This window comes from Campylobacter concisus (assembly GCF_003049705.1).
Taxonomy (GTDB): domain Bacteria; phylum Campylobacterota; class Campylobacteria; order Campylobacterales; family Campylobacteraceae; genus Campylobacter_A; species Campylobacter_A concisus_AR.
Genome location: NZ_PIRF01000005.1, coordinates 73713 through 96108, shown reverse-complemented (window position 1 = coordinate 96108; position 22396 = coordinate 73713). Strand labels below are relative to the sequence as shown.

The window sequence follows — 22396 nt, the reverse complement described above, 5'->3', positions numbered from 1 at the left end:
AATAGATGTTTTTAGATCAGGTTATAGGTTTTTTCTCAAGTGATATGGGTATAGATCTAGGTACAGCAAATACACTTGTTTTGGTAAAGGATAAAGGCATAATAATAAACGAGCCTTCTGTTGTTGCAGTAAGGCGTGAGAAATATGGCAAACAAAAAATTTTAGCGGTCGGACATGCTGCAAAAGAGATGGTAGGAAAAACTCCAGGCGATATCGAGGCGATAAGGCCGATGAGAGATGGCGTAATTGCGGATTTTGATATGACTGAGCGCATGATACGCTATTTTATAGAAAAGACTCATAAAAGAAAAAGCTTTTTACGCCCAAGGATCATCATCTCAGTTCCTTATGGACTTACTCAGGTCGAAAGAAAGGCCGTTAGAGAGAGTGCCTTAAGTGCTGGAGCAAGAGAGGTATTTTTGATAGAAGAGCCTATGGCAGCAGCAATCGGCGCAAATTTACCAGTTCGTGAGCCACAAGGTAATCTAGTAGTTGATATCGGTGGTGGTACGACTGAGATAGGTGTCGTCTCGCTTGGTGGTCTAGTTATTTCAAAATCAATCCGCACAGCTGGCGATAAGATTGATATTAGCATTGTTAATTACATAAAAGAGAAATATAACCTACTAATAGGTGAGCGAACTGGCGAGGAGATAAAGATTGCTGTAGGTTCTGCTGTACAGCTTGAAAAAGAGCTAAGCGTAGTGGTAAAAGGTCGCGACCAAGTGAGCGGTCTTTTAAGTAGAGTCGAGCTAACAAGCGAAGATGTGAGAGAGGCGATGAGAGAACCACTAAAAGAGATCGCAGATGCGCTTAAAACCGTGCTTGAGATGATGCCACCTGATCTTGCTGGCGATATCGTGGAGACTGGTATCGTGCTAACTGGTGGTGGAGCGCTAATTAGAGGACTTGATAAATTTTTATCTGATATCGTTAAACTTCCAGTTTTTGTAGCTGACGAGCCACTCCTTGCGGTTGCTAGAGGAACGGGCAAGGCACTTGAAGAGATTGGGCTTTTACAACAGCTGACAAATGAAGAGTAAGATTGTTCTTTTTGTTTTTATAGCATTGCTTGCTACGGCCTCAGTTTTCAAGGGAGAAATTTTAAGTAATCTTTCTATTGGGTTTAGTAACTATGCTACAAATTCATACGACAATTTTGCTAAAAGTGTGAAAGACTATATAAACGAATATTTTAGGCAGGCTAGCGAGATAGAAAAACTAAGAGCGCAAAATGAAGAGCTAGAGCGCTCAGCCACGCTTCTTTCTACTTTTGCAAATGAGCTAAATCAAATTTTAAAAGATAAAAACTCGACTGCCTATGCCCCAGCCGTGAAGCTAGTAAAAGGGCTTAGCTACGTGCATATCGGGGATTATAATAAAATTTGGATAAGCGAGTTTGAAGGATACGATCCAAATAAAATTTACGGGCTCATCTATCAAGGAAATAGCGCTGGCATCGTCATCTCAAAAGATGGCAAGCCGCTAGCTTACTTGCAAAATGACCCAAAAAGTATATTTGCAGTCTATATAGGAAATGACAAAATTCCAGGCGTCGCGCATGGAAATCAAGGCCAAATAATGGTGAAATTTATCCCACAATGGCTCAGCCCAAAAGAGGGCGACGAGGTCTTTACGAGCGGGCTTGACGGGATATTTTTTAGTGGGGTGCCAGTAGGGCGCGTGAGTAAAATTTTAAAAGAGAGCTCCTATCAAAGCGTGATAGTTGAGCCCTATGCGAAGCTAAACATACCAAACTACCTATACGTTGTAACAAAGGAAAAATGATGCCAAAAAGAACAGATATAAATACCATTTTGCTAATCGGCTCAGGCCCTATCGTCATCGGTCAAGCCTGCGAATTTGACTACTCAGGCACGCAAGCAGCCAAGACGCTAAAGGAGCTTGGATACCGCGTAGTGCTTATCAACTCAAACCCAGCCACCATCATGACTGACCCAAATTTTGCCGATGCAACATATATAGAGCCGATCACAAAAGAGAGCATTTTAAAGATCATCAAAAAAGAAAAGATTGATGCCATCTTGCCAACGATGGGCGGTCAAGTAGCACTAAATGCCGCTATGGAGGTATTTGAGAGCGGTCTTTTAAAGGATGTGAAATTTCTTGGTGCAAACCCAGAAGCGATAAAAAAAGGCGAAGATAGACAAATTTTTAAAGCAACCATGCAAAAGATCGGTATGGACTTGCCTGAGAGTAGATACGCTTACAACATGGACGACGCGCTAAATGCGGCAAATGAGATAGGCTTTCCGCTCATCATAAGAGCTAGCTACACGCTTGGTGGCGCAGGAAGCGGCGTGGCTTACAATATGGACGAATTTAAAGAGTTAGCCAACACTGGCCTTGACGCAAGCCCAATACATGAAATTTTGATAGAAGAGAGCCTGCTTGGCTGGAAAGAGTACGAGATGGAGGTTATCAGAGATAGGAATGACAACTGCATTATCGTCTGCTCGATCGAAAATTTTGACCCAATGGGCGTGCATACAGGTGATAGTATCACGGTTGCGCCAGCTTTAACGCTAACAGACAAAGAGTATCAGGCTATGCGTGATGCAAGCTTTGCCATACTTCGTGAGATTGGCGTTGATACTGGTGGCAGCAATGTGCAGTTTGCCATAGACCCAAAAACAGGCCGTATGATCGTTATCGAGATGAACCCACGTGTTAGTCGAAGTTCAGCCCTTGCAAGTAAGGCTACTGGCTATCCTATCGCAAAGGTAGCCACACTGCTTGCAGTTGGTTTTAGTCTAGATGAGATCAAAAATGACATCACAGGCACGCCTGCTAGCTTTGAGCCGGTGATCGACTACATCGTGACAAAGATCCCACGCTTTACATTTGAGAAATTCCCAGGATCAAACCCATATCTAGGCACCGCGATGAAGTCAGTTGGCGAGGTGATGGCGATAGGCAGGACATTTAAAGAGAGTATCCAAAAGGCGCTTTGCAGTCTAGAGCGCGACCTTTGCGGATTTAACAGTCTTAGCCTAGAGAAAAACGCTTTGATTTATGGCATCAGAAATGCAAATGAGAGAAGAATTTTATATCTAGCGCAAGCCTTTAGAGATGGATTTAGCGTGGCTGAGGTGCATGAGTTTAGCAAGATCGATCCTTGGTTTTTGGAGCAAATTTATGAGATAGTTAAATTTGAAGATAAGATCGACATGGATATCTTAAACAACGAAGAGCTTTTGCGAGAGGCCAAAAGTATGGGGTTTTCAGACAAAATGATAGCTGTGCTTATAAATGAAAAAGACGATCTTGAGCTTAGTCAAAATGATATCTATTTTGCTAGGCAAAAGCTTGGCATCGAGCTTGAATACAACGAGGTCGATACTTGTGCGGGCGAATTTAAGGCGCTAACGCCATATCTTTACTCAACCACAAATATCACTAAATTTCCTAAAAAAGAGCTAGCAAAAGACGCTAAAAAGGTGATGATAATAGGTGGCGGTCCAAATAGGATCGGTCAGGGGATAGAGTTTGACTACTGCTGCGTGCATGCAAGCTACGCCCTAAGAGACCTTGGCATAAAAACGATAATGTATAACTGTAACCCAGAAACCGTCTCAACCGACTACGACACGAGCGATATTTTGTACTTTGAGCCGATTGATTTTGAGCATGTGAGATCAGTCATTGAGTGCGAAAAGCCAGATGGCGTGATTGTGCATTTTGGAGGTCAAACTCCGCTTAAATTTGCAAAGCGCCTAAGCGTTATCGGCGCTAAGATCATCGGCACAACTGCAAGAGTGATCGACGTGGCCGAGGATAGAAAGAAATTTAGCGAATTTATAAATAAAATAGGTGTCCTCCAGCCTAAAAATGACACCGCCACTAGCCTAGAAGAAGCCTTGCAAAAGGCTGCGACTATTGGCTATCCAGTGCTTGTTCGCCCAAGCTACGTTCTAGGCGGCAGGGCGATGAGAAGGGTGCATAACGAGAGCGAGCTAAAAGAGTATATGAGCGAGGCAGTAAAGGTTAGCAACCACTCGCCAGTGCTACTTGATAAATTTTTACAAGATGCAAAAGAGCTCGACGTAGACGCGATATGTGATGGCAAAGAGGTCTATATAGGCGCGATAATGGAGCACATCGAGGAGGCTGGAATTCACTCTGGAGACTCAGCTTGCATATTGCCACCGATGAGTTTAAGCGATGAAATGATAAAAAAAGTGGAGAAGCAAACCAGAGATATCGCGCTAAATTTAGGCGTTGTCGGCCTTATGAATATCCAGTTTGCCATCTATGAAAACGAGCTTTATATGATCGAGGTAAATCCTCGCGCAAGTAGGACTGTGCCGTTTGTGAGTAAGGCTACTGGCGTGCCTATGGCAAAGGTGGCGACAAGAGTTATGTGGCAGGGGAATTTACGTGAGGCGCTTAAATTTTATGATGATTACAAGGTCGTTTATGAAGATGGCGACATCTTAAAACCTCGCGTAAGCTCGCATGTTTGCGTAAAAGAGTGCGTGCTGCCGTTTAACAAGCTAAGTGGCGCTGATCTCATCCTTGGCCCTGAGATGAAGAGTACGGGCGAGGTAATGGGTATCAGTCACGACTTTGCAAGCTCATTTGCAAAGAGCCAGATCGCTGCTAGCAACACTTTGCCAAGCAAGGGCAGGGTCTTTTTAACGCTAGCTGACGCTGATAAATATTACGCGCCAGACCTTGCAAGAGAGCTAATAACGCTTGGCTTTAGCATCATAGCAACTGGTGGTACGCATAAAATTTTAAGCGAAGCTGGCGTGGAGGCCGAGTTTGTCTATAAGATAAGCGAGGGCAGACCAAACGTTGAAGATAGGCTAAAAAACGGCGATATAGCACTTGTCATCAACACAAGCGATACAAAATCAAGCGTGGATGATGGCAAAAAGATCCGCCAAAACGTGCTTAGATTTAAAATTCCATATTTCACAACGATTCGCGCAGCACTCGCGGCCGCTAAGTCGCTAAGCTCGGTACAAACTGGCAAAGCACTTGAGGTAAAAAGCTTGCAAGAGTATTTATCTAAAAAATAATAAATTTAAGGCAGTTTAGCTTATAGCTAAACTGTTTTTAAAGTATTGTTGGAAGCAGTAGATGTCCATATATGGCATTTTGCTTTGAATTTTAGTCTAGCTTTCATCAATCTAGTAATATTAAAGCTTATGTTTAATATAATCTCACTCAAAAGGAGAGATTATGAAAATTTTAAATGCTTTTTTTGCGGGTATTATATTCGTCCTTGCTCCTATTTTTACGCTATTTGTTGGAATTTACAACAACTACTTTTCTTACTATGGTATAAGCGAGTATTTTAATGTTATTTTTGTTGATAACGTACCTTTCTTATGGCTTTTACCTGTATTTTTTATATTTGGATATTGCTTTTTTTACGCGCCATTTAGAAAAATTTTTAGAGCCTTTTATTTAGTTTTGCTGATAGTTTGTGCTTTTAGTTGGTATCCTGACTTTGGACGCACTTTAGGAGAGAATTATTTTATGAGCAAATCGCTATCTTTAGAAATCTCATCAAATTTAGAAAATGAGCAAAAGACTGATGGAAAGATACTTTATGAAGGACGAAGAGAAATTTATTTTTTAAGAAGCGATAATAATAAAGTCGTTAAAATTTCAAAGTAAAGTTTTACCTTTATTTAGTTAAAATGGCATAAAAATTTAAAGGTTTAAAATGCGTTTAAAACTCCCACACGTTCCGTATATTTCACATAAAATAGCAATAGATCTTCTAAATTGTGGTTTCGTAAGACTAAATAAAGGTATTGAGCCAATCGTAGCAAAAACAAGTGAAATTTTAACAGTTGATATTCAAAAAGAAAGAGCTTTAGATGAGCGAGTAAATGAGCTTTTGGAGAAAAATGAAGACGAGATGCAAACTATGCAAATTGACCGCAAAAATATGTTTTGGCTCGTTAAAAAGAAGCTTGCAGGCGAATTTGATGTAATCTTAACCCACGAAGATAGATTTAGCAATATCGCTCACAAAGTGCTTGAAAATATTTGGAAGAGCGGTCTTGTTGATTATAATGTATCTGAAAATCGCGTAAAAAATGTGATTTATAACTCAATAGACGAGTACTTAAAAAGCTATGAGAAGATAGAAGATGATGTTTATGAAATGATACAAAATTATAAACATAAGCTAATCCCAGGAACTGATGAATATGATCTTGTCTTTGAGCGTTTGTATCAAGATGAGCTTAAAAAAAGAGGCATGCTTTAATGAAAGCTTACATTTATATTGAAAATGGTGTTTTTTTAGAAGCAAAAGCTTTTGGTGCTCACGGCGAGTGTGCAGGTGAGCTCGTCTTTAATACCTCAATGACTGGCTACGAAGAGATCATGAGCGATCCAAGCTATGCTGGTCAGTTTATCGTCTTTACTATGCCAGAAATAGGCATAGTAGGTATAAACGAAGACGATATGGAGAGTCTTAGAATTCATGCAAGTGGCGTTATAATGAGAAGCTACAATGAAATTCCATCAAACTACCGCTCGCAAAAATCTTTGGGAAAATTTTTTGAAGAGCAAGGTAAATTTGGCGTTTATGACGTTGATACTAGGTATTTAACAAAGATGCTACGTGACGAGGGTGCGCTTATGGCCTATATCTCAACGCAGATAAGTGATAAAGATGAGCTAAAACGCAGGCTTGAAAGTAGCGGGCGTATTGAAAATATAAACTACGTGAAAACAGTTAGCGCGATGGACGAGTATGAGCATAAAAAAGGCGCTTGGGATAGAAATTTAAAGTCATATAAGCCGCTAAAAAGTATTGGTAAAAAGATAGCTGTTTTTGACTTTGGTGTAAAGAGAAATATCCTAAACGAGCTATGTGAAACTGGTCTTGAAGTCATCGTAGTGCCACACGACACTAAGGCTGAAATTTTGATAGAAAAATTTAAAAATGGCGAGATAAATGGGGTGTTTTTATCAAATGGTCCTGGTGAGCCAAAAAATTTAAAGGCTGAAATAGGCGAGATCAAAAAGATGATTGAGGCTAAGATACCTATATTTGGCATTTGCCTTGGACATCAGTTACTCTCAAACGCCTTTGGGTACGAGACATATAAGCTTAAATTTGGTCAGCACGGAGCAAATCACCCAGTGCTAAATTTAGAGACAAAAGCAATTGAGATAACAACACAAAATCACAACTACAACGTGCCAGAGAGCATCGCTGAAATAGCGGTTGTGACTCATAGAAATTTATTTGACAACACAATTGAGGGTGTGAGATACAAAGACTATCCGATCTTTTCAGTTCAGCACCACCCAGAAGCAAGTGGTGGTCCAAGTGAGAGTAAATATATATTTAAGCAGTTTTTAGAAATTTTATAAGATGCAAAATATAAACCTTTACATGATTATCTCGGTTGCATTTTTAAGTAGCTTTAGTCATTGTGTGGGTATGTGCAGCGGTTTTTTGAGCTTGCAGACTCTATTTTTTAAAGGTAAGAATAAAATAGAAATTTTAATGCTAAGCACACTTTATAGTCTAGCTAGAATTTTTGCTTATGTAGTTTTAGGAGCTTTGTTTGGTGCCTTTGGAGCTGTTATTAGCTTTAACATGCAAGCAAGAGGTGTGATATTTTTCATAATTGGCTTAGTGATCGCGTTTATCGGCATTGCCTTACTTTTTAGGGGTGAGCTTTTAAAATTTGTGGAGAATCAAAAGGCGCTTAATTTTGTAGTAAGAATTGCAAAAACGAGGATTCAAAAGAAAAATTTAGCAAATTTTTTATTACTTGGTTTTTTAAATGGCTTTTTGCCTTGTGGTGTGGTTTATTATTTTTTGGTACTTGGGATTTTAAGTGCAAATTTTATTGATTCGGCTTTTATAATGCTTGTATTTGGTCTTTGTACATTGCCAGCTATGCTTTTAGCTAGCTTTGTATTTGGAATTTTAAATGAAAAATTTAAAGACATAATGTTTAAGATTTCGGCTAGCATAATGATAATAAATGGAATTTATCTATCATTTTTAGGATATAGAGCAAATGCCTAAGATAGTTAAAGTAAGAGAGATAATTGTTAGTTGCGTCAAAATTTATGATGTTTGATAAATATAACCAAAAAGGAAGAATAAATGAGCAAGATTCTTAATAATCTAACCGTTCTTATCGTTGAGAATGAGGGAGATGGTAAAAAAATAGTACAAGAAGTTATGCGAGATAAATTCGAAAAAGTTATCACTGCTCAAAATGGCGATGAAGGACTTAAGAAATTTAAAAAATATAATCCAAATATGGTTATAACAGACGTTTTTATGCCTATAATGAATGGCCTTGATATGGCTAAATGTATTAAAGAAATTTCAAAAGATACACCTATTATAGTTTTTAGCACAAATAGTGAAAAAGAAACACTTCTAAAAGCGATAGATGTTGGTATTGATAAATACGTTTTAAAGCCGATTGATCTTGATGATTTTTTGGTTACGTTAGAAAATGTTGCTAAAAATAAGATAGAAACAGCAAATATTATTCAGGTTACAAATGGATATAGTTTTAATAAAATAAAACGTGTACTTATCAGAGATGGTGTTGAAATTTCTCTTACAAAAAAAGAACTTGCATTTATATCTTTACTCATAAAAAGACTTGGTACGCTTGTACTTCACGATGAAATAAAAAATGTTGTTTGGGTTGGCGAGAGCGTGACAGAGGCTGCTATTAGGACCTTCGTTAAGCGTGTCAGAGATAAAGTCGGTAGTAATTTTATAAAAAATGTTCCTGGACTTGGTTACAAAATAGATAGAAGACTCTCCTAGTAAAAGAGAATTTATATTAATTAAGTCTTTTTATAGTTTTTCTACTCTAAAATAACCGAAAATTAATATAAATTTAACTAGGAGGAAAATTTATGCGACCATCCCAGTTGCTACATTATGATTATAGTGTGGCAAAACTCTTTATGTTCTCCACGATATTTTTTGGTATTGTTGGCATGGCTATTGGTGTTTTGGTAGCTTTTCAGCTTGCCTGTCCTGATCTAAACTATATAGCTGGTGAGTATTCGGCATTTGGTAGATTGCGTCCTCTTCATACTAACGGTATCATTTTTGGTTTTATGCTCTCTGGTATATTTGCCACTTGGTATTACATAGGACAGCGTGTCCTAAAAGTATCAATGAGTGAATCTCCGTTTTTGATGTTCATTGGTAAGCTTCATTTTTGGCTTTATATACTTGTTATGATTCTAGCTGTTGTGACACTTTTTATGGGTGAGAGTACATCTAAGGAGTATGCCGAGCTTGAGTGGCCACTAGATATTGCTGTAGTAGTAGTCTGGGTGCTTTGGGGCGTAAGTATATTTGGACTTATTGGTATACGCCGCGAGAAAACACTTTATATCTCGGTTTGGTATTACATTGCTACATTCCTTGGCGTTGCTATGCTTTATCTATTTAATAACATGGAAATTCCAACAAGGCTAGTTAGTGGATATGGCTCATGGCTACACTCAGTTTCTATGTATGCTGGCTCAAATGATGCTTTGGTTCAGTGGTGGTACGGTCACAACGCAGTTGCGTTTGTATTTACAGTAGCGATTATCGCCCAAATTTATTATTTCTTGCCAAAAGAGAGCGGACAGCCAATATTTTCTTATAAGCTTTCGTTATTTTCATTCTGGGGCCTTATGTTTATCTATCTTTGGGCTGGCGGTCACCACCTAATATATACTGCTGTGCCTGATTGGATGCAGACTATGGGTTCGGTTTTTTCTATTGTTTTGATTTTACCTTCTTGGGGTTCAGCTATTAATATGCTTCTTACAATGAAAGGCGAATGGACACAACTTCGCGAGAGCCCGCTTATTAAATTTATGATCCTAGCTTCAACTTTTTATATGTTTTCAACTCTTGAAGGCCCTATCTTAGCTATTAAATCTGTAAATGCACTAGCTCACTATACTGACTGGGTGCCAGGACACGTACATGATGGCGCACTTGGCTGGGTTGGTTTTATGACTATGGCAGCACTTTATCACATGACGCCACGTGTCTTTAAGCGCGAAATTTATTCAAAATCCTTAATGGAAGCTCAATTTTGGATACAAACAACAGGTATCGTTTTATACTTTGCTTCGATGTGGATTGCTGGTATTACGCAAGGTATGATGTGGAGAGCGACTGATAGCTATGGAAATTTACTATACTCATTTATTGATACTGTTGTAGTGCTTATACCTTATTATTACATTAGAGCTATTGGCGGACTTTTGTATTTGATTGGCTTTTTGATGTTTGCTTATAATATCTACAAATCAACTTCTGCTAAAGCTATTTTGGCAGAGCCAAAAAGTGCAACGCCTATGGGCGGTGCTAAAGCCAATGCGGAGGTGATGTGATGTTTGCTTGGTTAGAAAAAAATCCATTCTTTTTTGCAGTTTGCGTATTTATCGTCATAGCTTATGCTGGTGTGGTAGAAATTTTACCTGACTTTGCAAATAGAGCTAGGCCACTTGAGGGTACAAAACCTTATACAGTTTTAGAGCTTGCTGGAAAAAATATATATATACAAAATGGTTGCAATACTTGTCACTCACAGATGATACGTCCGTTTAAAGCAGAGACTGATAGATATGGCATGTACTCGTTAAGCGGCGAATTTGCTTATGATCGTCCGCATCTTTGGGGTTCAAAAAGAACTGGCCCAGATCTTATGCGTGTGGGTAATTATAGAACGACAGATTGGCATGAAAATCATATGTTAAACCCAGCCTCAGTTGTGCCAGGCTCGATCATGCCAGCATATCCATTTTTATTTAAGAAAAATGCTGATATAGAGACCGCTTACGCTGAAGCACTAACTGTTAAAAAAGTCTTTAACACACCTTATGATGAGAAAGATATGCCAGCTCTTGGCACTTTTGAGCAAGCAAATGCTAACGTGAAAGAGCAGGCTGCAAGTATCGTTGAAAGTATGAAAGATGAGCAAGTAAAAAGTGCTTTTGCAAAAGGTGAAATTCGCCAGATCGTGGCACTTATCGCCTATCTAAATAGCCTAAAATAGGAGTTAGTAATGGACATTAGAGAACTTCAAGCTTATGGCTATTTTATTTTGACAGCATTCTTAGCTATCACTTTGTATGCTTATTTTTTTCATCTTTACAAAAGTGAAAAGCAAGGTAGAAGAAATTATGAGAAGTATTCAAGATTAGCCCTAGATGATGAGATCGGTAGTAAAATTTTAGAGCAAAAGGCTACAAAGGAGAGCGTATGCAATGGCTAAATTTAGAAGATAATATAAATTTACTTGCGTTAATAGGTGCCATCTTAATTATCGTACTAACTGTCGTTGTAGCTGGCAAGTATGTTGGTCAAATGAAAGTTAAAAAGGATGAAAGCGTAGAGCTTAGCGAGCACAACTGGGACGGAATAGGCGAGTATAAAAATCCAGTTCCATTTGGTTGGGCAGTAGTTTTTTTATTAACACTTGTTTGGGCGATTTGGTATTATTTACTTGGTTATCCACTAAATTCTTACTCACAAATCGGTGAATATAATAAAGAGGTAAAAGAGGCAAACGCTAAATTTGAAAAAGAGTATTCAAACCCAAGCAAAGAAACGCTTCACGCTATGGGAGAGAGCGTATTTTTGGTGCAATGCTCAGCATGTCATGGCATCACAGGTGATGGTATTGGTGGCAAAGCTGCAAATTTACAAATTTGGGGTAGCGAACAAGGAATAGTTGATACGATACTAAATGGCTCAAAAGGGCTTGATTATCCTATGGGTGAGATGCCAGCAGGGCTAGCTGATGCTGATGGAGCAAAGGCTATCGCAGCTTATGTTGCAAAAGAGATAAGTGCTATAAAAAGTACAAAAAATGAAAATTTAGTAGCTATGGGAAAAGAGCTTTACGTAGCTTGTGCAGCTTGTCACGGAGATGATGGCAAAGGCATGGATGGTATGTCGGCTGATATTAGTAAATATGGTTCAAGTGAGTTCATCGTAGATGTACTAAATCGTGGTAAAAACGGCAACATCGGTGTTATGCCTGAATTTAATGATGGTAGATTAAACGAGATACAACAAAAAGCAGTTGGCGAATATGTCATATCGCTATCAAAGGGCGAATAATGGAAAATAAAAATAGAAACATCTTTGCTTTAAATGGCATTAGCGGTTATTTGGTGGCAGTTTTGCTTTTGCTATCTATCCTTGGTGTACTTACTTATATTGGTATTGGCTTGCAAAAAGATGTAGCAACCAAGCCTTACTCATTAAAAGATGCAAGTAGCATTGAGATGAAGAGCGTTGATAACGCTAAACACGTCATTATAAAGGAGTAGTGATGCTAAGCATAATAGAAAAAGCCATAATCTTGCTTATAGTTGTTGCAGGAGCTATTTGTGCGTGGTCAGTGCTTACATCAAACCACCTTTTTGTAGGCTAGGTGTGAGAAAATTTATACTCATTTTTATATTTTTGCTCTCACAAAGTTTGGCTTTGGGAGCAAATTTTGTGATAAATAATGATGAAATTCTAAGCCAAAAAGTAAGTGTAAAGCTAAATGAGATCGGCAGTGAGCTTTACGCAAAAAGCGGTATAAATTTAGTAGTTGGCGTATATAAAGATGGTGAGCTGGAAGCTCTTTTTAAAGATCAAAACCTTAGCTCGCCTTATGCTTTTTTACTGCTTATAAAAGGCAAAAAGAAAGTAGAAATTTTTGCCGATGCTAATACTTCAAAGCTTTTTAATAAAGAACAAATTTTAAGTGTAAATCCAGAATCAGGAACGATAATTCCTATTTTGGTTTCTAAAAATGGCAAAGATGTCTATAATGCTGCTATATTAAATGGCTACGCTGATATTGCCGAGCAAATCGCATCTAGCTTAAATTTACAGCTTGAAAGTAGTGTTGGAAATTCAAATAAAACTACATTAAATTTTTTAAGATTTTTCATATATGGCTTGGTTGCATTTTTTATAATTGTTATCTTTTATAAAAAGGTAAAAAATGGATAAAAAAACCTTTTGGCCTTATGCTATCGTGCTTAGTTTCATTGCTATCATTATCGCTTGCGCAGTAACGATCATCATAGCGCTGAAACATCCAGTCGAAATGGATAGCTCTTATATGCAAAGCTACCAAAATGTCGATGAAAACATAACCTTTATCAAAGAGAGTGAAAAACGCTTTGATGAGAAATTTGATCTAAAATTTGAGTCAAATTTTAATGCCCTAAATGCTAAGTTTAAATTTCATCTAACTCCTAAAAAAGGAGAAATTTCAGCTTTGAAATATGAAATTTTACTCACTCGCCCACAGACAAATAAAGAAAATAAAATTTTAAGAGCTTCATGGCAAGAAAATAATCTAGTAAGTGAAGAAACAAGCCTAAAAGAAGGTAGATGGCAACTACTTTTAAGGCTAAGTGACACTAATGATACAAGGTATTATAAATTTGATCTTAATGTCACAAAATGATCTTAAAATCGCAGCTTTGGTATCTAAGAAAGATCTCAAAGCTGAGTTTAAATTTTAATAAACTAATCTTTTGGCTAAATTTAAAACCAAAACACTAAGTTTTTATCAAATAAAACTATAAATCAAATCTCTTTAAATCTAAAATTTAATCCCAAACGCTCGCAAGTGCCGACATATTCTTTAAATTTATAGATTAGTGGATGCCATTTTTGCGTATCTATCTTTTCATCTTTTAGTAAATTTTCATCTACAAAAATGCCTGTAATCTTGCAAGTAACTATGCTAAACCACTCTTTTAACTCTATCTTTTCTACAACCGTTTCTATCTGTATCTTGCACTCTTTTATTCTGACGGTTTTTGCATTTATGCCAGGTTCTTTGCTGAGATTTGCCACCTTAAATTTGTCGTGCTCGTAGGTGTAGCCAAGATTCTTTTTTTCTTCTGGCACTTCACTATCGCCAGTTAGTTTTTCCATTTTTTGCACAGCTTCTAGCAGACTCTCATCACATAAATTTAGCGTGATATCTGAACCATTTTTGATATTTTTAAAGCCTTGATTTTCAATGCCTATGCCAAGCACTACTGTATTTCCTAACGTCCAAGAAGATGAAAGCACCGTGATATCATCGTTTGCGTTTTTATCTTTTGTGGTAGCTAGCAAAACTGGAAAGCCGTAGTAAAAACCTTGTCTGTTTAACTCTTTATGCATTTTTGCTCCTTTTTTTGTGATTGTAGCTTTTGGCTCTTTAAGGCTTAAAATTTTAATGTACTTAGATAAAAATTTAAAGCTTTATCTAAGCGTAAAAAGCGCTCTTTTATCAGCATTTAGCTATCATTGCTTAAAAATTTAAGAGAGAAAAATGCATAACCTAAACCAACTTTTTATCTTTACGAACTCGCGTAAGATTCGTGAATTTAATGCAAGTTTTAATGATGAGCTAATCCCAAAAAGCCTAAGCATTGCCGAGTTTTATAAAAAGGTAGTTTATGTAGATGGTAGATTTGAGATTGATAGCACCTATGCTTTGGTGCTTATGAATAGAGCCTGTGCTAGCGTCAAAAAGGCAAACTCTGTTCTTAAAATTCCAACTGAGTTTTTTGAATTTTTGAAAAATAATGACTATCTTTTTTCATTTTTTAAAGAGCTAGCTATTAGTAAAAAGAGTATCTCTGAGATCAAATTTAACGATATTTACGCTAATTTTGAGGAGCATTTAAACATACTTGAAGCGGTTTTAAAAGAGTATGAGAGCTTGCTTGGTCAAGAAAATCTCTACGATGATATAACCTTGCCAAAAATTTATAACATAAATGAAGCTTATATCAAAAGCTTTAGTGAAATTTCACTGCACATAGATGGAATTTTAAGTGAGTTCGAGTGGGAAATTTTAGAGAAAATCTCAAAGCTAACTACGCTAAAAATTATCTTTCAAACCAGTGTTTTCAACACAAAGCTAATCAATAAAATAAGGCAAATTTCAGCTATTAGTGAGATTGAAAATTACAAAAAATATGAGCTAAATTTAAAGACAAATGAGCTAATTTGCTTAGAAAATATCAAAAAATTTGAGCCAGTCTTAGAAAAGCGATTTGCCACTAGAAGCCTGCAATGTGCCTACGCTATGGCAAAGGTGAGCGAGTTTGTGCGTGAGGGCATAAAGCCTGAAAACATCGCTGTTATATTGCCAGATGAGAGTTTTAGTGAAATTTTAAGGCTACATGATAGAGATAAAATTTTTAACTACGCTATGGGTGAGAGCTTTAAAAATACAAAATTTTATGAAGCGCTTTACTACATCGCAAGAGCGATAAATGAAGAGGCAAGACTGGTTTTTGATCAAGGCAAGTGTGAGAGCTACGAGGAGCTTGGATTTATCTTGAACACGCTTGGCGTAAGCGAAGAGCTTTTTAATAAATTTAAATCAAGCTACTTTGAACTTTGTGACTTTGCTAAATTTAAAGAGCTAATAGATGAGCTTTTAACGCTTGAAAATGAGCCAAGATGCGAAGAAAAGCTTGCGCTTGAGCTTTTTAGGATTGAGAATTTATGTAGGTATTTTAGCTTTAGCTTAAAGCAACTAAGTGAAATTTTCTTACTAAATATCTCTCGCCTTAGCATCGATGATGTGGGCGGCGGAAAGATCAGCGTCATGGGCATGCTTGAGAGCCGTGGAATGAAATTTGATGGTGTGATCATAGTTGATTTTAATGATAACTTCATCCCAGTAAGAAGCACAAATGAGATGTTTTTAAACTCAAAAGTGAGGCAAAAGGCAGGGCTTATAAGCTACCTTGAGCGTGAAAATTTGCAGAGATTTTACTACGAAAGCCTTATAAACAATGCCAAAAAGGTCGCCATAAGCTGTGTTTTAAACGAAGAGAGTATTCCTTCAAGATTTTTAAAAAATTTCAAAACAATAAAAGATGAGAAATTTAGTGACGAGGCGTATTTAAAATTATTTTTAAAAGGAAGTACAAGCCTAAATTTAAGCGATGATGAGATTATTTTGGAGCATGATTTTTTCACTAAACCGCTATCATTTTCTACACTAAATTTATTTCTAACCTGCCCAAGAAAGTATTATTACGCAAAGATAGCTGGTATAAAAGGAGCAAAAGCAATAGCAACTGAGCCAGGATCTAAGCAAGGAAATAGCGTGCATAAGGCGCTTTATGAATACTACACGAGTGATTTTTATAGACAAAAAAATATATTTGATTTGGCTATTTTTAAAGAAATACTTGCAAAGCAAGATTTTTCTTCGCTTGAGCTTGAGATTTGGTCGCAGAAATTTAAAGAATACGCAGAGTTTGAAAATGAACGTTTAAGTGCTGGCTTTAGAGTGCTTGAGTGCGAAAAAGACATAGAGAGCAGTTTTTGTGATGTAAAGATAAAAGGCATTATCGATAGAATCGATGCTAGCCCTGATGGTGAGCCTTTTATACTTGATTATAAAACTGGTGATGCAAATGCGAACTCACTTCAGCTTGCTTTTTATGAAGCACTTTACGGTAGCGAGGTAAAAAGTGCTTACTTTGCTCTAAAGAATGAACCAGTACTTATCAGCTCAAAAAAAAGCGTAGATGATCTAAGGGCTGAGATAGAAAATCTAAAGAGTATAAGTAACACTAAGATAAATTTTGAAAGAAAAAGCGGAGCTTGTAAATTTTGCGAGTATGCCATACTTTGTAGGAGAGAGTTATGAAAGATTTTTTAGCCCTAAAAGCAAGTGCTGGAAGCGGGAAAACATTCGCTTTAAGCGTTCGTTATATCGCTTTGGTGCTTAGAGGCGAAAATATAAACGAGATCATCGCTCTAACCTTTACCAAAAAAGCGGCCAATGAGATGAAAGAGCGCATAATCACAACTTTTTTGGACTTGCAAAACAAAAAAGACGAGCTTGATAAGCTTTGCAAAGAGCTTAGTTTGAGCCAAGGTGAGGTCATAAAAAGACGCGATGAGAAGCTTGATAGATTTTTGCAAAGTGAGCTAAAAATTTATACATTTGATGCATTTTTCTCTGGAATCCTAAAGAAATTTAGTCAAAATTTAGGACTTAGTCCTGATTACAGCGTGCAAGATAGTCTGCAAGATCTGGCGTGGAAAAAATTTGTAAAAGAGGCAAGCAAAGATTATAAGCTTCTTAGTGAGCTTGCACTCATGATGATCATTTCAAGTCAAAAAGAGGCGAGCTTTTCGCAGACTTTGGCTAAATTTTATGAGAGTTTTGGCGGCGAGCTAAAAGATAGTGGCGCGAGCTATCCAGATGATAGCAAGGTAAGAGCAGCGCAAAAGGAGATAAATGAGCATATAGCCTTGCAAAATGGTGCTAGCGATTCGGCTAAAAAGACATTTAATGAGCAAAATTTATTTGAGCTTTTTAAAAATAAGGTCTTTGAAAGAGAGAGCCTAAATTACCGCACTTTTAGCAAAATTTACACAAGTGAGCTTGACGAGCTTTTTGTAAAGCTAAAAGAGGCGGCAAAAGAGTATATTTTAGAGGTTGAAAGATATAGACTTAGCGGTTTTAGCAAGCTCTTAAATGTTTATAAATACTCAAATTTAGAGCTAAACAAAGAGATAAACGCTTTAAGCTTTGCTGATATAAATAAGCTGGTCTTTAAGCTTTTGGTTGAAAATTTTGATAAAGATGTGCTTTATTTTAGGCTTGATGGCAGGATAAATCACCTTTTGATAGATGAGTTTCAAGATACAAATGTGATCCAATATGAGATCATCTTGCCACTTATCACTGAGATCGTTTCAGGATACGGACAAAACGGGCTCGGGAGCTTTTTTTACGTGGGCGACACAAAGCAGAGTATCTATAAATTTAGGGGTGGTAAAAAAGAGCTTTTTGATAAGCTTGGAGAGAAATTTGAGCAAATTTTGGTGGAAAATTTGCCTAGCAACTACCGCAGTTTAAAGGCTTTAGTGAAATTTAATAACGCTGTTTTTGAAGAAATTTATCATAGATATGGGCTTAGTTTTGAGCCACAAGAGCCAGCTAAAAAAGATAAGGAGCTAAGCTACAAAGTAAGTGGCGAGTGTCCTTATTTTGAAGCCGAGGAAGATGACTACGGCTACTTGCATGTGCTAAGCGATGAAGATATAGCGGGTGCAGCAGTTTCGCAAGTAAAAGAGCTACTTGCTGCTGGCGTAAATGCAAGTGAGATAACTGTGCTTTGCTGGAAAAATAGCGACATCAGCCTCATCTCAGAGGTGCTTAGCAGTGAGGGGATAAAAAGCGTAAATGAAGGCACCTTGGAGCTAAAGCGAACGCCGTTTGTTGCAGCGATCATCGAGTATGCGAAATTTTGTCTTTTTGGTGAAGAAATTTATGAAAAAAATGTAAAAGCACTTGTAAATACAAATCCTAAAAGGTTAAAAATAAAAGCTGAAGATAGTGTGACAAAAAGCCTATTTTATCTAGCTAAAAATTTATATATAAATATGGCTGATGTTGATATTTTAAGGCTTTTTGAGCTAAGCAGTGGCTATAAAAATTTAAGCAATTTTATCTTTAATCTTGAAAATTTTAGTTCTAAAATCAGTCCTAAAAATGCTGACGGCGTAAAGATAATGACTGTTCATAAGTCAAAAGGGCTCGAGTTTACTCACGTGATAGTTTGCGATATGATGAGTAAGGGCAGGGGCGATGACTCAAACTTTATAACAGAATATAGCGAAAAAGGCGAGTGGATAGTAAAAAGTAGAATTTCTGGTAGAGAAAATTTTGACCCTGAGTATGCTGGTGTGTTAGAGCAAATAAAAGAGCTTGAGAAACAAGAAAATATCAATAAAATTTACGTCGCTTTCACTAGGGCTACAAAGTCGCTTATCATTATTAAACAAGCTGCTCCAAGTGGAAATAGTCCTAGCTTTTTTTCTTTTTATACTAGAAGCGATAAAAGCGAAGTAAACGACTATCTTGATTTAAAAGAGTTTAGTTTTGGTAAAATTTTACCTAGCAAGAGTGAGCAAAAAGAGGCAAAAAAAGATGAAAAAATGCCTGAAATTTTAAAGATAGAAAGGCAAGACGTAGAGGCAAGAGAGCAAAAAACGAGCGGTAAAAATTTAGAGGCAATCTATTTTGGCTTAGCGTTTCACTATTTACTTGAGATGAGTGAGAAATTTGATGAAAATTTGCTTTTAAAAGCTAAAAGTTTAATGCTAAATAAATTTTATAAATTTCTCTCACTTGATAGGCTTGAAGATGCCTTTAAACGGGCAAAAATGCTAATAAATGAGCCAAAATTTCTAAAGTGTATAAAAGATAAAGAAATTTACAAAGAGCAGCCATTTAAAGTAAAAAACGAACTAAAACAGATGGACTTATTTTGTATTGGAGAGAGCGAAATTTGCGTGATTGACTATAAAACGACAGATAAAAATATTGAGGAAAATAAAAAACAAGTTGGAGAATACAAAGAGGCATTAAGTAAATTTTATCCAAAGCATAGTATAATCGCCGTCATCTTCTACGCTCTTAATGGAAAAATTTCATATATTGAAGTTTAAATGCTACTTAATTTAAGCTTTATAAAAGCATTGTTTAAATACAATCACAACTCAAAAATTAACTTGGCAAAGGTAAGAAAATGACAAAAATAACAAAGCCAAACGAAGTTAAACGAGACTGGATCGTTGTTGATGCAGCTGGTAAACGTTTTGGTAGATTGCTAACTGAGGTAGCAACTATACTTCGTGGCAAAAACAAACCATGCTTCACGCCAAACGTAGATTGTGGCGACTATGTTATCATCATAAATGCTTCAAAAGTAGAATTTACTGGTAATAACAAAGCTGAAGATAAACTTTATCACAGACACTCAGGATACTTTGGTAGTGTAAAGAGTGAAAAATTTGGCGATTTGATAGCAAATAAGCCAGAAAAACTATTTAAATTAGCTGTTCGTGGAATGCTTCCAAAAACTAAACTTGGAAGAGAGATGATAAAAAAACTAAAAGTTTATGCTGGCAGTGAGCATCCTCATACGGCACAAATAGCTAAAAAAGAAGGAAAATAATTATGGCAAAAGTTTATGCAACTGGTAAAAGAAAAACTGCCGTAGCAAAGGTTTGGATAAAAGCTGGAAGCGGTAAAATCATAGTAAATGGTATGGATCTTAATACTTGGCTTGGTGGACATGAAGCTATAAAGCTTAAAGTAATTCAGCCACTTCTAGTTACTAAACAAGAGAGTTTAATAGATGTAGTAGCTACAACCTTAGGTGGTGGTTATTCAGCACAAGCTGAGGCTTTAAGACACGGCATTTCACGTGCTTTAGCTGACATGGATGCTGATTTTAGAGCAGCACTTAAACCAAAAGGCTTATTAACTAGAGATTCTCGTGTTGTTGAACGTAAGAAATTTGGTAGAAGAAAGGCAAGAAGAAGCCCACAATTCTCTAAACGTTAATGAATTTTTGCAAGTGCTTTTGCATTTGCAAAATTTAAGTTGTGTAAATTTCAAATTTACATTGTTAATTAAATTATGATTTAGAGTCGGTTAAATTTTATTCAGTTAAAATGTAACCACTTTAAAATAAATCCTAAGAAAGGAATTCTAAATATGAAAAAGATTGCTTTAGCTATGGTTGCCGCAACAGCGGTTTTTGCGTCTAACGCAGCATATAATTATGAAGTTACTCCAACTATTGGTGGCGTTCACCCAGAGGGAAATCTACGTGTAAAAGACCATAACTTCGTTGGTGTTAGAGCTGCTAGAAATCTTGAAGATTTTTTCTTTGACCAAGTAGAGCTTGGTGTTGATTACACTCAAAAAGCAAAAGAAAAAACAGGTAGCTTAACAAGAGAAGGAAGAGTTCTTAGATATCATGCAAATCTTGTAAAAGATATAGTTGATTTTGGACCAGTTAGTCTATATGGCTTAGTTGGTGCTGGTTATGAAGATGTTCCAGCTATTTTTGTTAAAAATGAAGATGGCGGTTTTGGCCAATATGGTTTTGGTTTAAGATATCAAGTAACTGATAGATTCGCTCTTAAAGCAGAAGCAAGAGACGCTATCAAATTTGAACATGCTGATCATAACCTATTCTATTCACTAGGCTTTGGTATCGGTCTTGACTCAAAAGCAGCTCCAGTTGTGGCAGCAGCTCCAGTTGCAGCAGCAACTCCAGCAGCAACTCCAGTTCTTGATGATGATAATGATGGCGTGCCAAATGATATAGATCAATGCCCTAACACTCCAGCTGGCGTGGTTGTTGACGAAAGAGGATGCGAGAAAGTTATCGTTCTTAGAGATCTAGATGTTAACTTTGCATTTGATAGCTACAAAGTTGGACCAAAATATGCAGCTGAGATCAAAAAAGTAGCTGACTTCATGGGCGAACACCCAGATTATAAAGTTGTACTTGCTGGTCACACTGATAGCGTAGGTGCAGAAGCTTATAACCAAAAACTATCTGAAAAAAGAGCAAAAGCAGTAGCTGATGTTCTTGCTGGCTATGGAGTAAGCGAGGATAAAATTTCAACAGTTGGCTACGGTGAGCTTAAACCAATTGCTACAAACAAAACTAAAGAAGGCCGCGCTCAAAATAGACGCGTTGAAGCTACTTTCAATAAATAATCTTAATTGTTTAAAGTTACTTCTTTTTGGGCTTAGCTTCGGCTAGGCCCTTTTTTATTTCTACGGAGAAATGATGGAAAAAACCATACTTTTTGATTTGGACGGTACGCTTATTGATTCTACTTCTGCTATTTTAAAAGGATTTGATAGAGCTTTTTTATCCCATGGTAAAAAAGAGCCAGACCATAATGCATTAAAGTCTTTGGTTGGTCATCCGCTTGAAATAATGTTTGAAAGACTTGGTGCAAGCAAAAATTTAATTGATAGCTATATAAAAGAGTATAAAGCTTGCTACGAAAAAATTTACCTTGATGAGACGGTACTCTTAGATTATGCAAGTGAAGCATTGAAGGAAGCAAGTAGCTTTGCTGATGTTGGTATAGTTACTACGAAAACTTCAAAATTTTCTATTATCTTGCTTGAGCATTTAGGGGTTATGAAATATATAAAAACTGTTATTGGAAGAGACGATGTTGCTAATCCAAAACCAAATCCAGAGCCAATAAATTTGGCTTTAACTAGACTTAATAAAGATAAAAATAATGCATTTATGGTAGGTGATACCATTATGGATATATTGGCTGCACAAGCTGCCTTTGTTACAGGCGTGGGTCTAACTTGTGGATATGGTCAAAAGAGTGATTTGGAGAAATTTAGTAAACATATTTTCTCAAACCCATTTGAAGCCGTTAGCTTTATAAAAGAAGTTTGATAATCTAATATTCCCGAGCTGCTTATACTTTAAAGTAAATTTAACCTAACGTTTAGCTTGCTTGGTTATAAAATTTACTCCAAAAATTTATTATCTTTATTTGGCGCAAAATATTTTTAAA

Annotated in this window: 22 protein-coding genes; 21 read left to right on the top strand and 1 reads right to left on the bottom strand. The window is 36.7% G+C overall.

Going from position 1 to position 22396, the window contains the following annotated elements:
* Positions 1 to 5 precede the first annotated feature (5 nt).
* The 15 genes from CVT05_RS06695 to CVT05_RS06625 all read left to right on the top strand — a co-directional run bounded on the left by CVT05_RS06695 (position 6) and on the right by CVT05_RS06625 (position 13469).
* Positions 6 to 1043 (top strand): rod shape-determining protein, encoded by a 1038-nt coding sequence (locus CVT05_RS06695; RefSeq protein WP_021090637.1) that lies wholly within the window; start codon positions 6 to 8, stop codon positions 1041 to 1043.
* Positions 1033 to 1788: a rod shape-determining protein MreC gene (mreC, locus tag CVT05_RS06690; protein WP_107698248.1), complete on the top strand. Its 756-nt coding sequence runs from the start codon at positions 1033 to 1035 to the stop codon at positions 1786 to 1788. Before CVT05_RS06695 ends, mreC begins: the two co-directional genes overlap by 11 nt.
* Positions 1788 to 5048 carry a carbamoyl-phosphate synthase large subunit gene (gene carB / locus CVT05_RS06685; protein WP_107698247.1) on the top strand — a complete coding sequence of 1087 codons (3261 nt, stop codon included), beginning with the start codon at positions 1788 to 1790 and terminating at the stop codon, positions 5046 to 5048. The genes mreC and carB overlap by 1 nt, the downstream gene beginning before the upstream one ends.
* A 163-nt stretch (positions 5049 to 5211) precedes the next feature.
* Complete coding sequence (locus CVT05_RS06680; protein ID WP_107698246.1) at positions 5212 to 5652, top strand: isoleucyl-tRNA synthetase; 441 nt, start codon at positions 5212 to 5214, stop codon at positions 5650 to 5652.
* Between the two features lie 49 nt (positions 5653 to 5701).
* Positions 5702 to 6253: a DUF507 family protein gene (locus tag CVT05_RS06675; RefSeq protein ID WP_107698245.1), complete on the top strand. Its 552-nt coding sequence runs from the start codon at positions 5702 to 5704 to the stop codon at positions 6251 to 6253.
* Positions 6253 to 7371: a glutamine-hydrolyzing carbamoyl-phosphate synthase small subunit gene (carA, locus tag CVT05_RS06670; protein ID WP_107698244.1), complete on the top strand. Its 1119-nt coding sequence runs from the start codon at positions 6253 to 6255 to the stop codon at positions 7369 to 7371. Before CVT05_RS06675 ends, carA begins: the two co-directional genes overlap by 1 nt.
* 1 nt (position 7372) lies before the next feature.
* Complete coding sequence (locus tag CVT05_RS06665; protein ID WP_234400574.1) at positions 7373 to 8038, top strand: sulfite exporter TauE/SafE family protein; 666 nt, start codon at positions 7373 to 7375, stop codon at positions 8036 to 8038.
* Between the two features lie 81 nt (positions 8039 to 8119).
* The gene (locus CVT05_RS06660; protein ID WP_084041627.1) at positions 8120 to 8803 is read left to right on the top strand and encodes a response regulator transcription factor; all 684 of its coding nucleotides are present in this window, start codon (positions 8120 to 8122) and stop codon (positions 8801 to 8803) included.
* Positions 8804 to 8895: 92 nt separating this feature from the next.
* Complete coding sequence (ccoN, locus tag CVT05_RS06655) at positions 8896 to 10383, top strand: cytochrome-c oxidase, cbb3-type subunit I (protein WP_035167282.1); 1488 nt, start codon at positions 8896 to 8898, stop codon at positions 10381 to 10383.
* Entirely contained in the window at positions 10383 to 11048 is a 666-nt protein-coding gene (ccoO, locus tag CVT05_RS06650) for a cytochrome-c oxidase, cbb3-type subunit II (protein WP_084041629.1), read from the top strand. The genes ccoN and ccoO overlap by 1 nt, the downstream gene beginning before the upstream one ends.
* Positions 11049 to 11057: 9 nt before the next feature.
* A complete protein-coding gene (locus CVT05_RS06645; RefSeq protein WP_021090915.1) occupies positions 11058 to 11267 on the top strand; it encodes a cytochrome c oxidase, cbb3-type, CcoQ subunit in 210 nt (69 codons plus the stop codon).
* Positions 11255 to 12118 carry a cbb3-type cytochrome c oxidase N-terminal domain-containing protein gene (locus tag CVT05_RS06640; protein WP_107698243.1) on the top strand — a complete coding sequence of 288 codons (864 nt, stop codon included), beginning with the start codon at positions 11255 to 11257 and terminating at the stop codon, positions 12116 to 12118. Before CVT05_RS06645 ends, CVT05_RS06640 begins: the two co-directional genes overlap by 13 nt.
* Positions 12118 to 12330 carry a DUF4006 family protein gene (locus tag CVT05_RS06635; RefSeq protein WP_021090794.1) on the top strand — a complete coding sequence of 71 codons (213 nt, stop codon included), beginning with the start codon at positions 12118 to 12120 and terminating at the stop codon, positions 12328 to 12330. The genes CVT05_RS06640 and CVT05_RS06635 overlap by 1 nt, the downstream gene beginning before the upstream one ends.
* Before the next feature lie 106 nt (positions 12331 to 12436).
* Positions 12437 to 13006 carry a hypothetical protein gene (locus tag CVT05_RS06630; protein ID WP_054196095.1) on the top strand — a complete coding sequence of 190 codons (570 nt, stop codon included), beginning with the start codon at positions 12437 to 12439 and terminating at the stop codon, positions 13004 to 13006.
* Positions 12999 to 13469 (top strand): FixH family protein, encoded by a 471-nt coding sequence (locus CVT05_RS06625; protein WP_107695577.1) that lies wholly within the window; start codon positions 12999 to 13001, stop codon positions 13467 to 13469. The genes CVT05_RS06630 and CVT05_RS06625 overlap by 8 nt, the downstream gene beginning before the upstream one ends.
* Before the next feature lie 122 nt (positions 13470 to 13591).
* On the opposite strand, the gene CVT05_RS06620 is transcribed toward CVT05_RS06625, so the two are convergent.
* Entirely contained in the window at positions 13592 to 14179 is a 588-nt protein-coding gene (locus CVT05_RS06620) for a flavin reductase (RefSeq protein WP_107698242.1), read from the bottom strand.
* Positions 14180 to 14330: 151 nt separating this feature from the next.
* Between CVT05_RS06620 and CVT05_RS06615 the strand changes: the two genes are divergently transcribed.
* The 6 genes from CVT05_RS06615 to CVT05_RS06590 all read left to right on the top strand — a co-directional run bounded on the left by CVT05_RS06615 (position 14331) and on the right by CVT05_RS06590 (position 22275).
* On the top strand, positions 14331 to 16676 hold the full coding sequence (locus CVT05_RS06615) for a PD-(D/E)XK nuclease family protein (RefSeq protein ID WP_107698241.1): 2346 nt from the start codon (positions 14331 to 14333) through the stop codon (positions 16674 to 16676).
* Positions 16673 to 19492, top strand: coding sequence for a RecB-like helicase (locus CVT05_RS06610; RefSeq protein ID WP_107698240.1), 2820 nt, complete (start codon positions 16673 to 16675; stop codon positions 19490 to 19492). The genes CVT05_RS06615 and CVT05_RS06610 overlap by 4 nt, the downstream gene beginning before the upstream one ends.
* 80 nt (positions 19493 to 19572) lie before the next feature.
* Positions 19573 to 20001: a 50S ribosomal protein L13 gene (gene rplM / locus CVT05_RS06605; protein ID WP_002939292.1), complete on the top strand. Its 429-nt coding sequence runs from the start codon at positions 19573 to 19575 to the stop codon at positions 19999 to 20001.
* Positions 20002 to 20003: 2 nt separating this feature from the next.
* Entirely contained in the window at positions 20004 to 20393 is a 390-nt protein-coding gene (gene rpsI / locus CVT05_RS06600) for a 30S ribosomal protein S9 (RefSeq protein ID WP_107698239.1), read from the top strand.
* Between the two features lie 153 nt (positions 20394 to 20546).
* Positions 20547 to 21563 carry an OmpA family protein gene (locus CVT05_RS06595; protein WP_084041636.1) on the top strand — a complete coding sequence of 339 codons (1017 nt, stop codon included), beginning with the start codon at positions 20547 to 20549 and terminating at the stop codon, positions 21561 to 21563.
* Between the two features lie 73 nt (positions 21564 to 21636).
* On the top strand, positions 21637 to 22275 hold the full coding sequence (locus CVT05_RS06590) for an HAD family hydrolase (RefSeq protein ID WP_107698238.1): 639 nt from the start codon (positions 21637 to 21639) through the stop codon (positions 22273 to 22275).
* Positions 22276 to 22396 lie beyond the last annotated feature (121 nt).

Excerpts from the sequence above, each read along its gene's own strand:
- CVT05_RS06695 (WP_021090637.1), top strand. The coding sequence starts at position 6 with ATGTTTTTAGATCAGGTTATAGGTTTTTTCTCAAGTGATATGGGTATA.
- mreC (WP_107698248.1), top strand. The coding sequence starts at position 1,033 with ATGAAGAGTAAGATTGTTCTTTTTGTTTTTATAGCATTGCTTGCTACG.
- carB (WP_107698247.1), top strand. The coding sequence starts at position 1,788 with ATGCCAAAAAGAACAGATATAAATACCATTTTGCTAATCGGCTCAGGC.
- CVT05_RS06680 (WP_107698246.1), top strand. The coding sequence starts at position 5,212 with ATGAAAATTTTAAATGCTTTTTTTGCGGGTATTATATTCGTCCTTGCT.
- CVT05_RS06675 (WP_107698245.1), top strand. The coding sequence starts at position 5,702 with ATGCGTTTAAAACTCCCACACGTTCCGTATATTTCACATAAAATAGCA.
- carA (WP_107698244.1), top strand. The coding sequence starts at position 6,253 with ATGAAAGCTTACATTTATATTGAAAATGGTGTTTTTTTAGAAGCAAAA.
- CVT05_RS06665 (WP_234400574.1), top strand. The coding sequence starts at position 7,373 with ATGCAAAATATAAACCTTTACATGATTATCTCGGTTGCATTTTTAAGT.
- CVT05_RS06660 (WP_084041627.1), top strand. The coding sequence starts at position 8,120 with ATGAGCAAGATTCTTAATAATCTAACCGTTCTTATCGTTGAGAATGAG.
- ccoN (WP_035167282.1), top strand. The coding sequence starts at position 8,896 with ATGCGACCATCCCAGTTGCTACATTATGATTATAGTGTGGCAAAACTC.
- ccoO (WP_084041629.1), top strand. The coding sequence starts at position 10,383 with ATGTTTGCTTGGTTAGAAAAAAATCCATTCTTTTTTGCAGTTTGCGTA.
- CVT05_RS06645 (WP_021090915.1), top strand. The coding sequence starts at position 11,058 with ATGGACATTAGAGAACTTCAAGCTTATGGCTATTTTATTTTGACAGCA.
- CVT05_RS06640 (WP_107698243.1), top strand. The coding sequence starts at position 11,255 with ATGCAATGGCTAAATTTAGAAGATAATATAAATTTACTTGCGTTAATA.
- CVT05_RS06635 (WP_021090794.1), top strand. The coding sequence starts at position 12,118 with ATGGAAAATAAAAATAGAAACATCTTTGCTTTAAATGGCATTAGCGGT.
- CVT05_RS06625 (WP_107695577.1), top strand. The coding sequence starts at position 12,999 with ATGGATAAAAAAACCTTTTGGCCTTATGCTATCGTGCTTAGTTTCATT.
- CVT05_RS06620 (WP_107698242.1), bottom strand. The coding sequence starts at position 14,179 with ATGCATAAAGAGTTAAACAGACAAGGTTTTTACTACGGCTTTCCAGTT.
- CVT05_RS06615 (WP_107698241.1), top strand. The coding sequence starts at position 14,331 with ATGCATAACCTAAACCAACTTTTTATCTTTACGAACTCGCGTAAGATT.
- CVT05_RS06610 (WP_107698240.1), top strand. The coding sequence starts at position 16,673 with ATGAAAGATTTTTTAGCCCTAAAAGCAAGTGCTGGAAGCGGGAAAACA.
- rplM (WP_002939292.1), top strand. The coding sequence starts at position 19,573 with ATGACAAAAATAACAAAGCCAAACGAAGTTAAACGAGACTGGATCGTT.
- rpsI (WP_107698239.1), top strand. The coding sequence starts at position 20,004 with ATGGCAAAAGTTTATGCAACTGGTAAAAGAAAAACTGCCGTAGCAAAG.
- CVT05_RS06595 (WP_084041636.1), top strand. The coding sequence starts at position 20,547 with ATGAAAAAGATTGCTTTAGCTATGGTTGCCGCAACAGCGGTTTTTGCG.
- CVT05_RS06590 (WP_107698238.1), top strand. The coding sequence starts at position 21,637 with ATGGAAAAAACCATACTTTTTGATTTGGACGGTACGCTTATTGATTCT.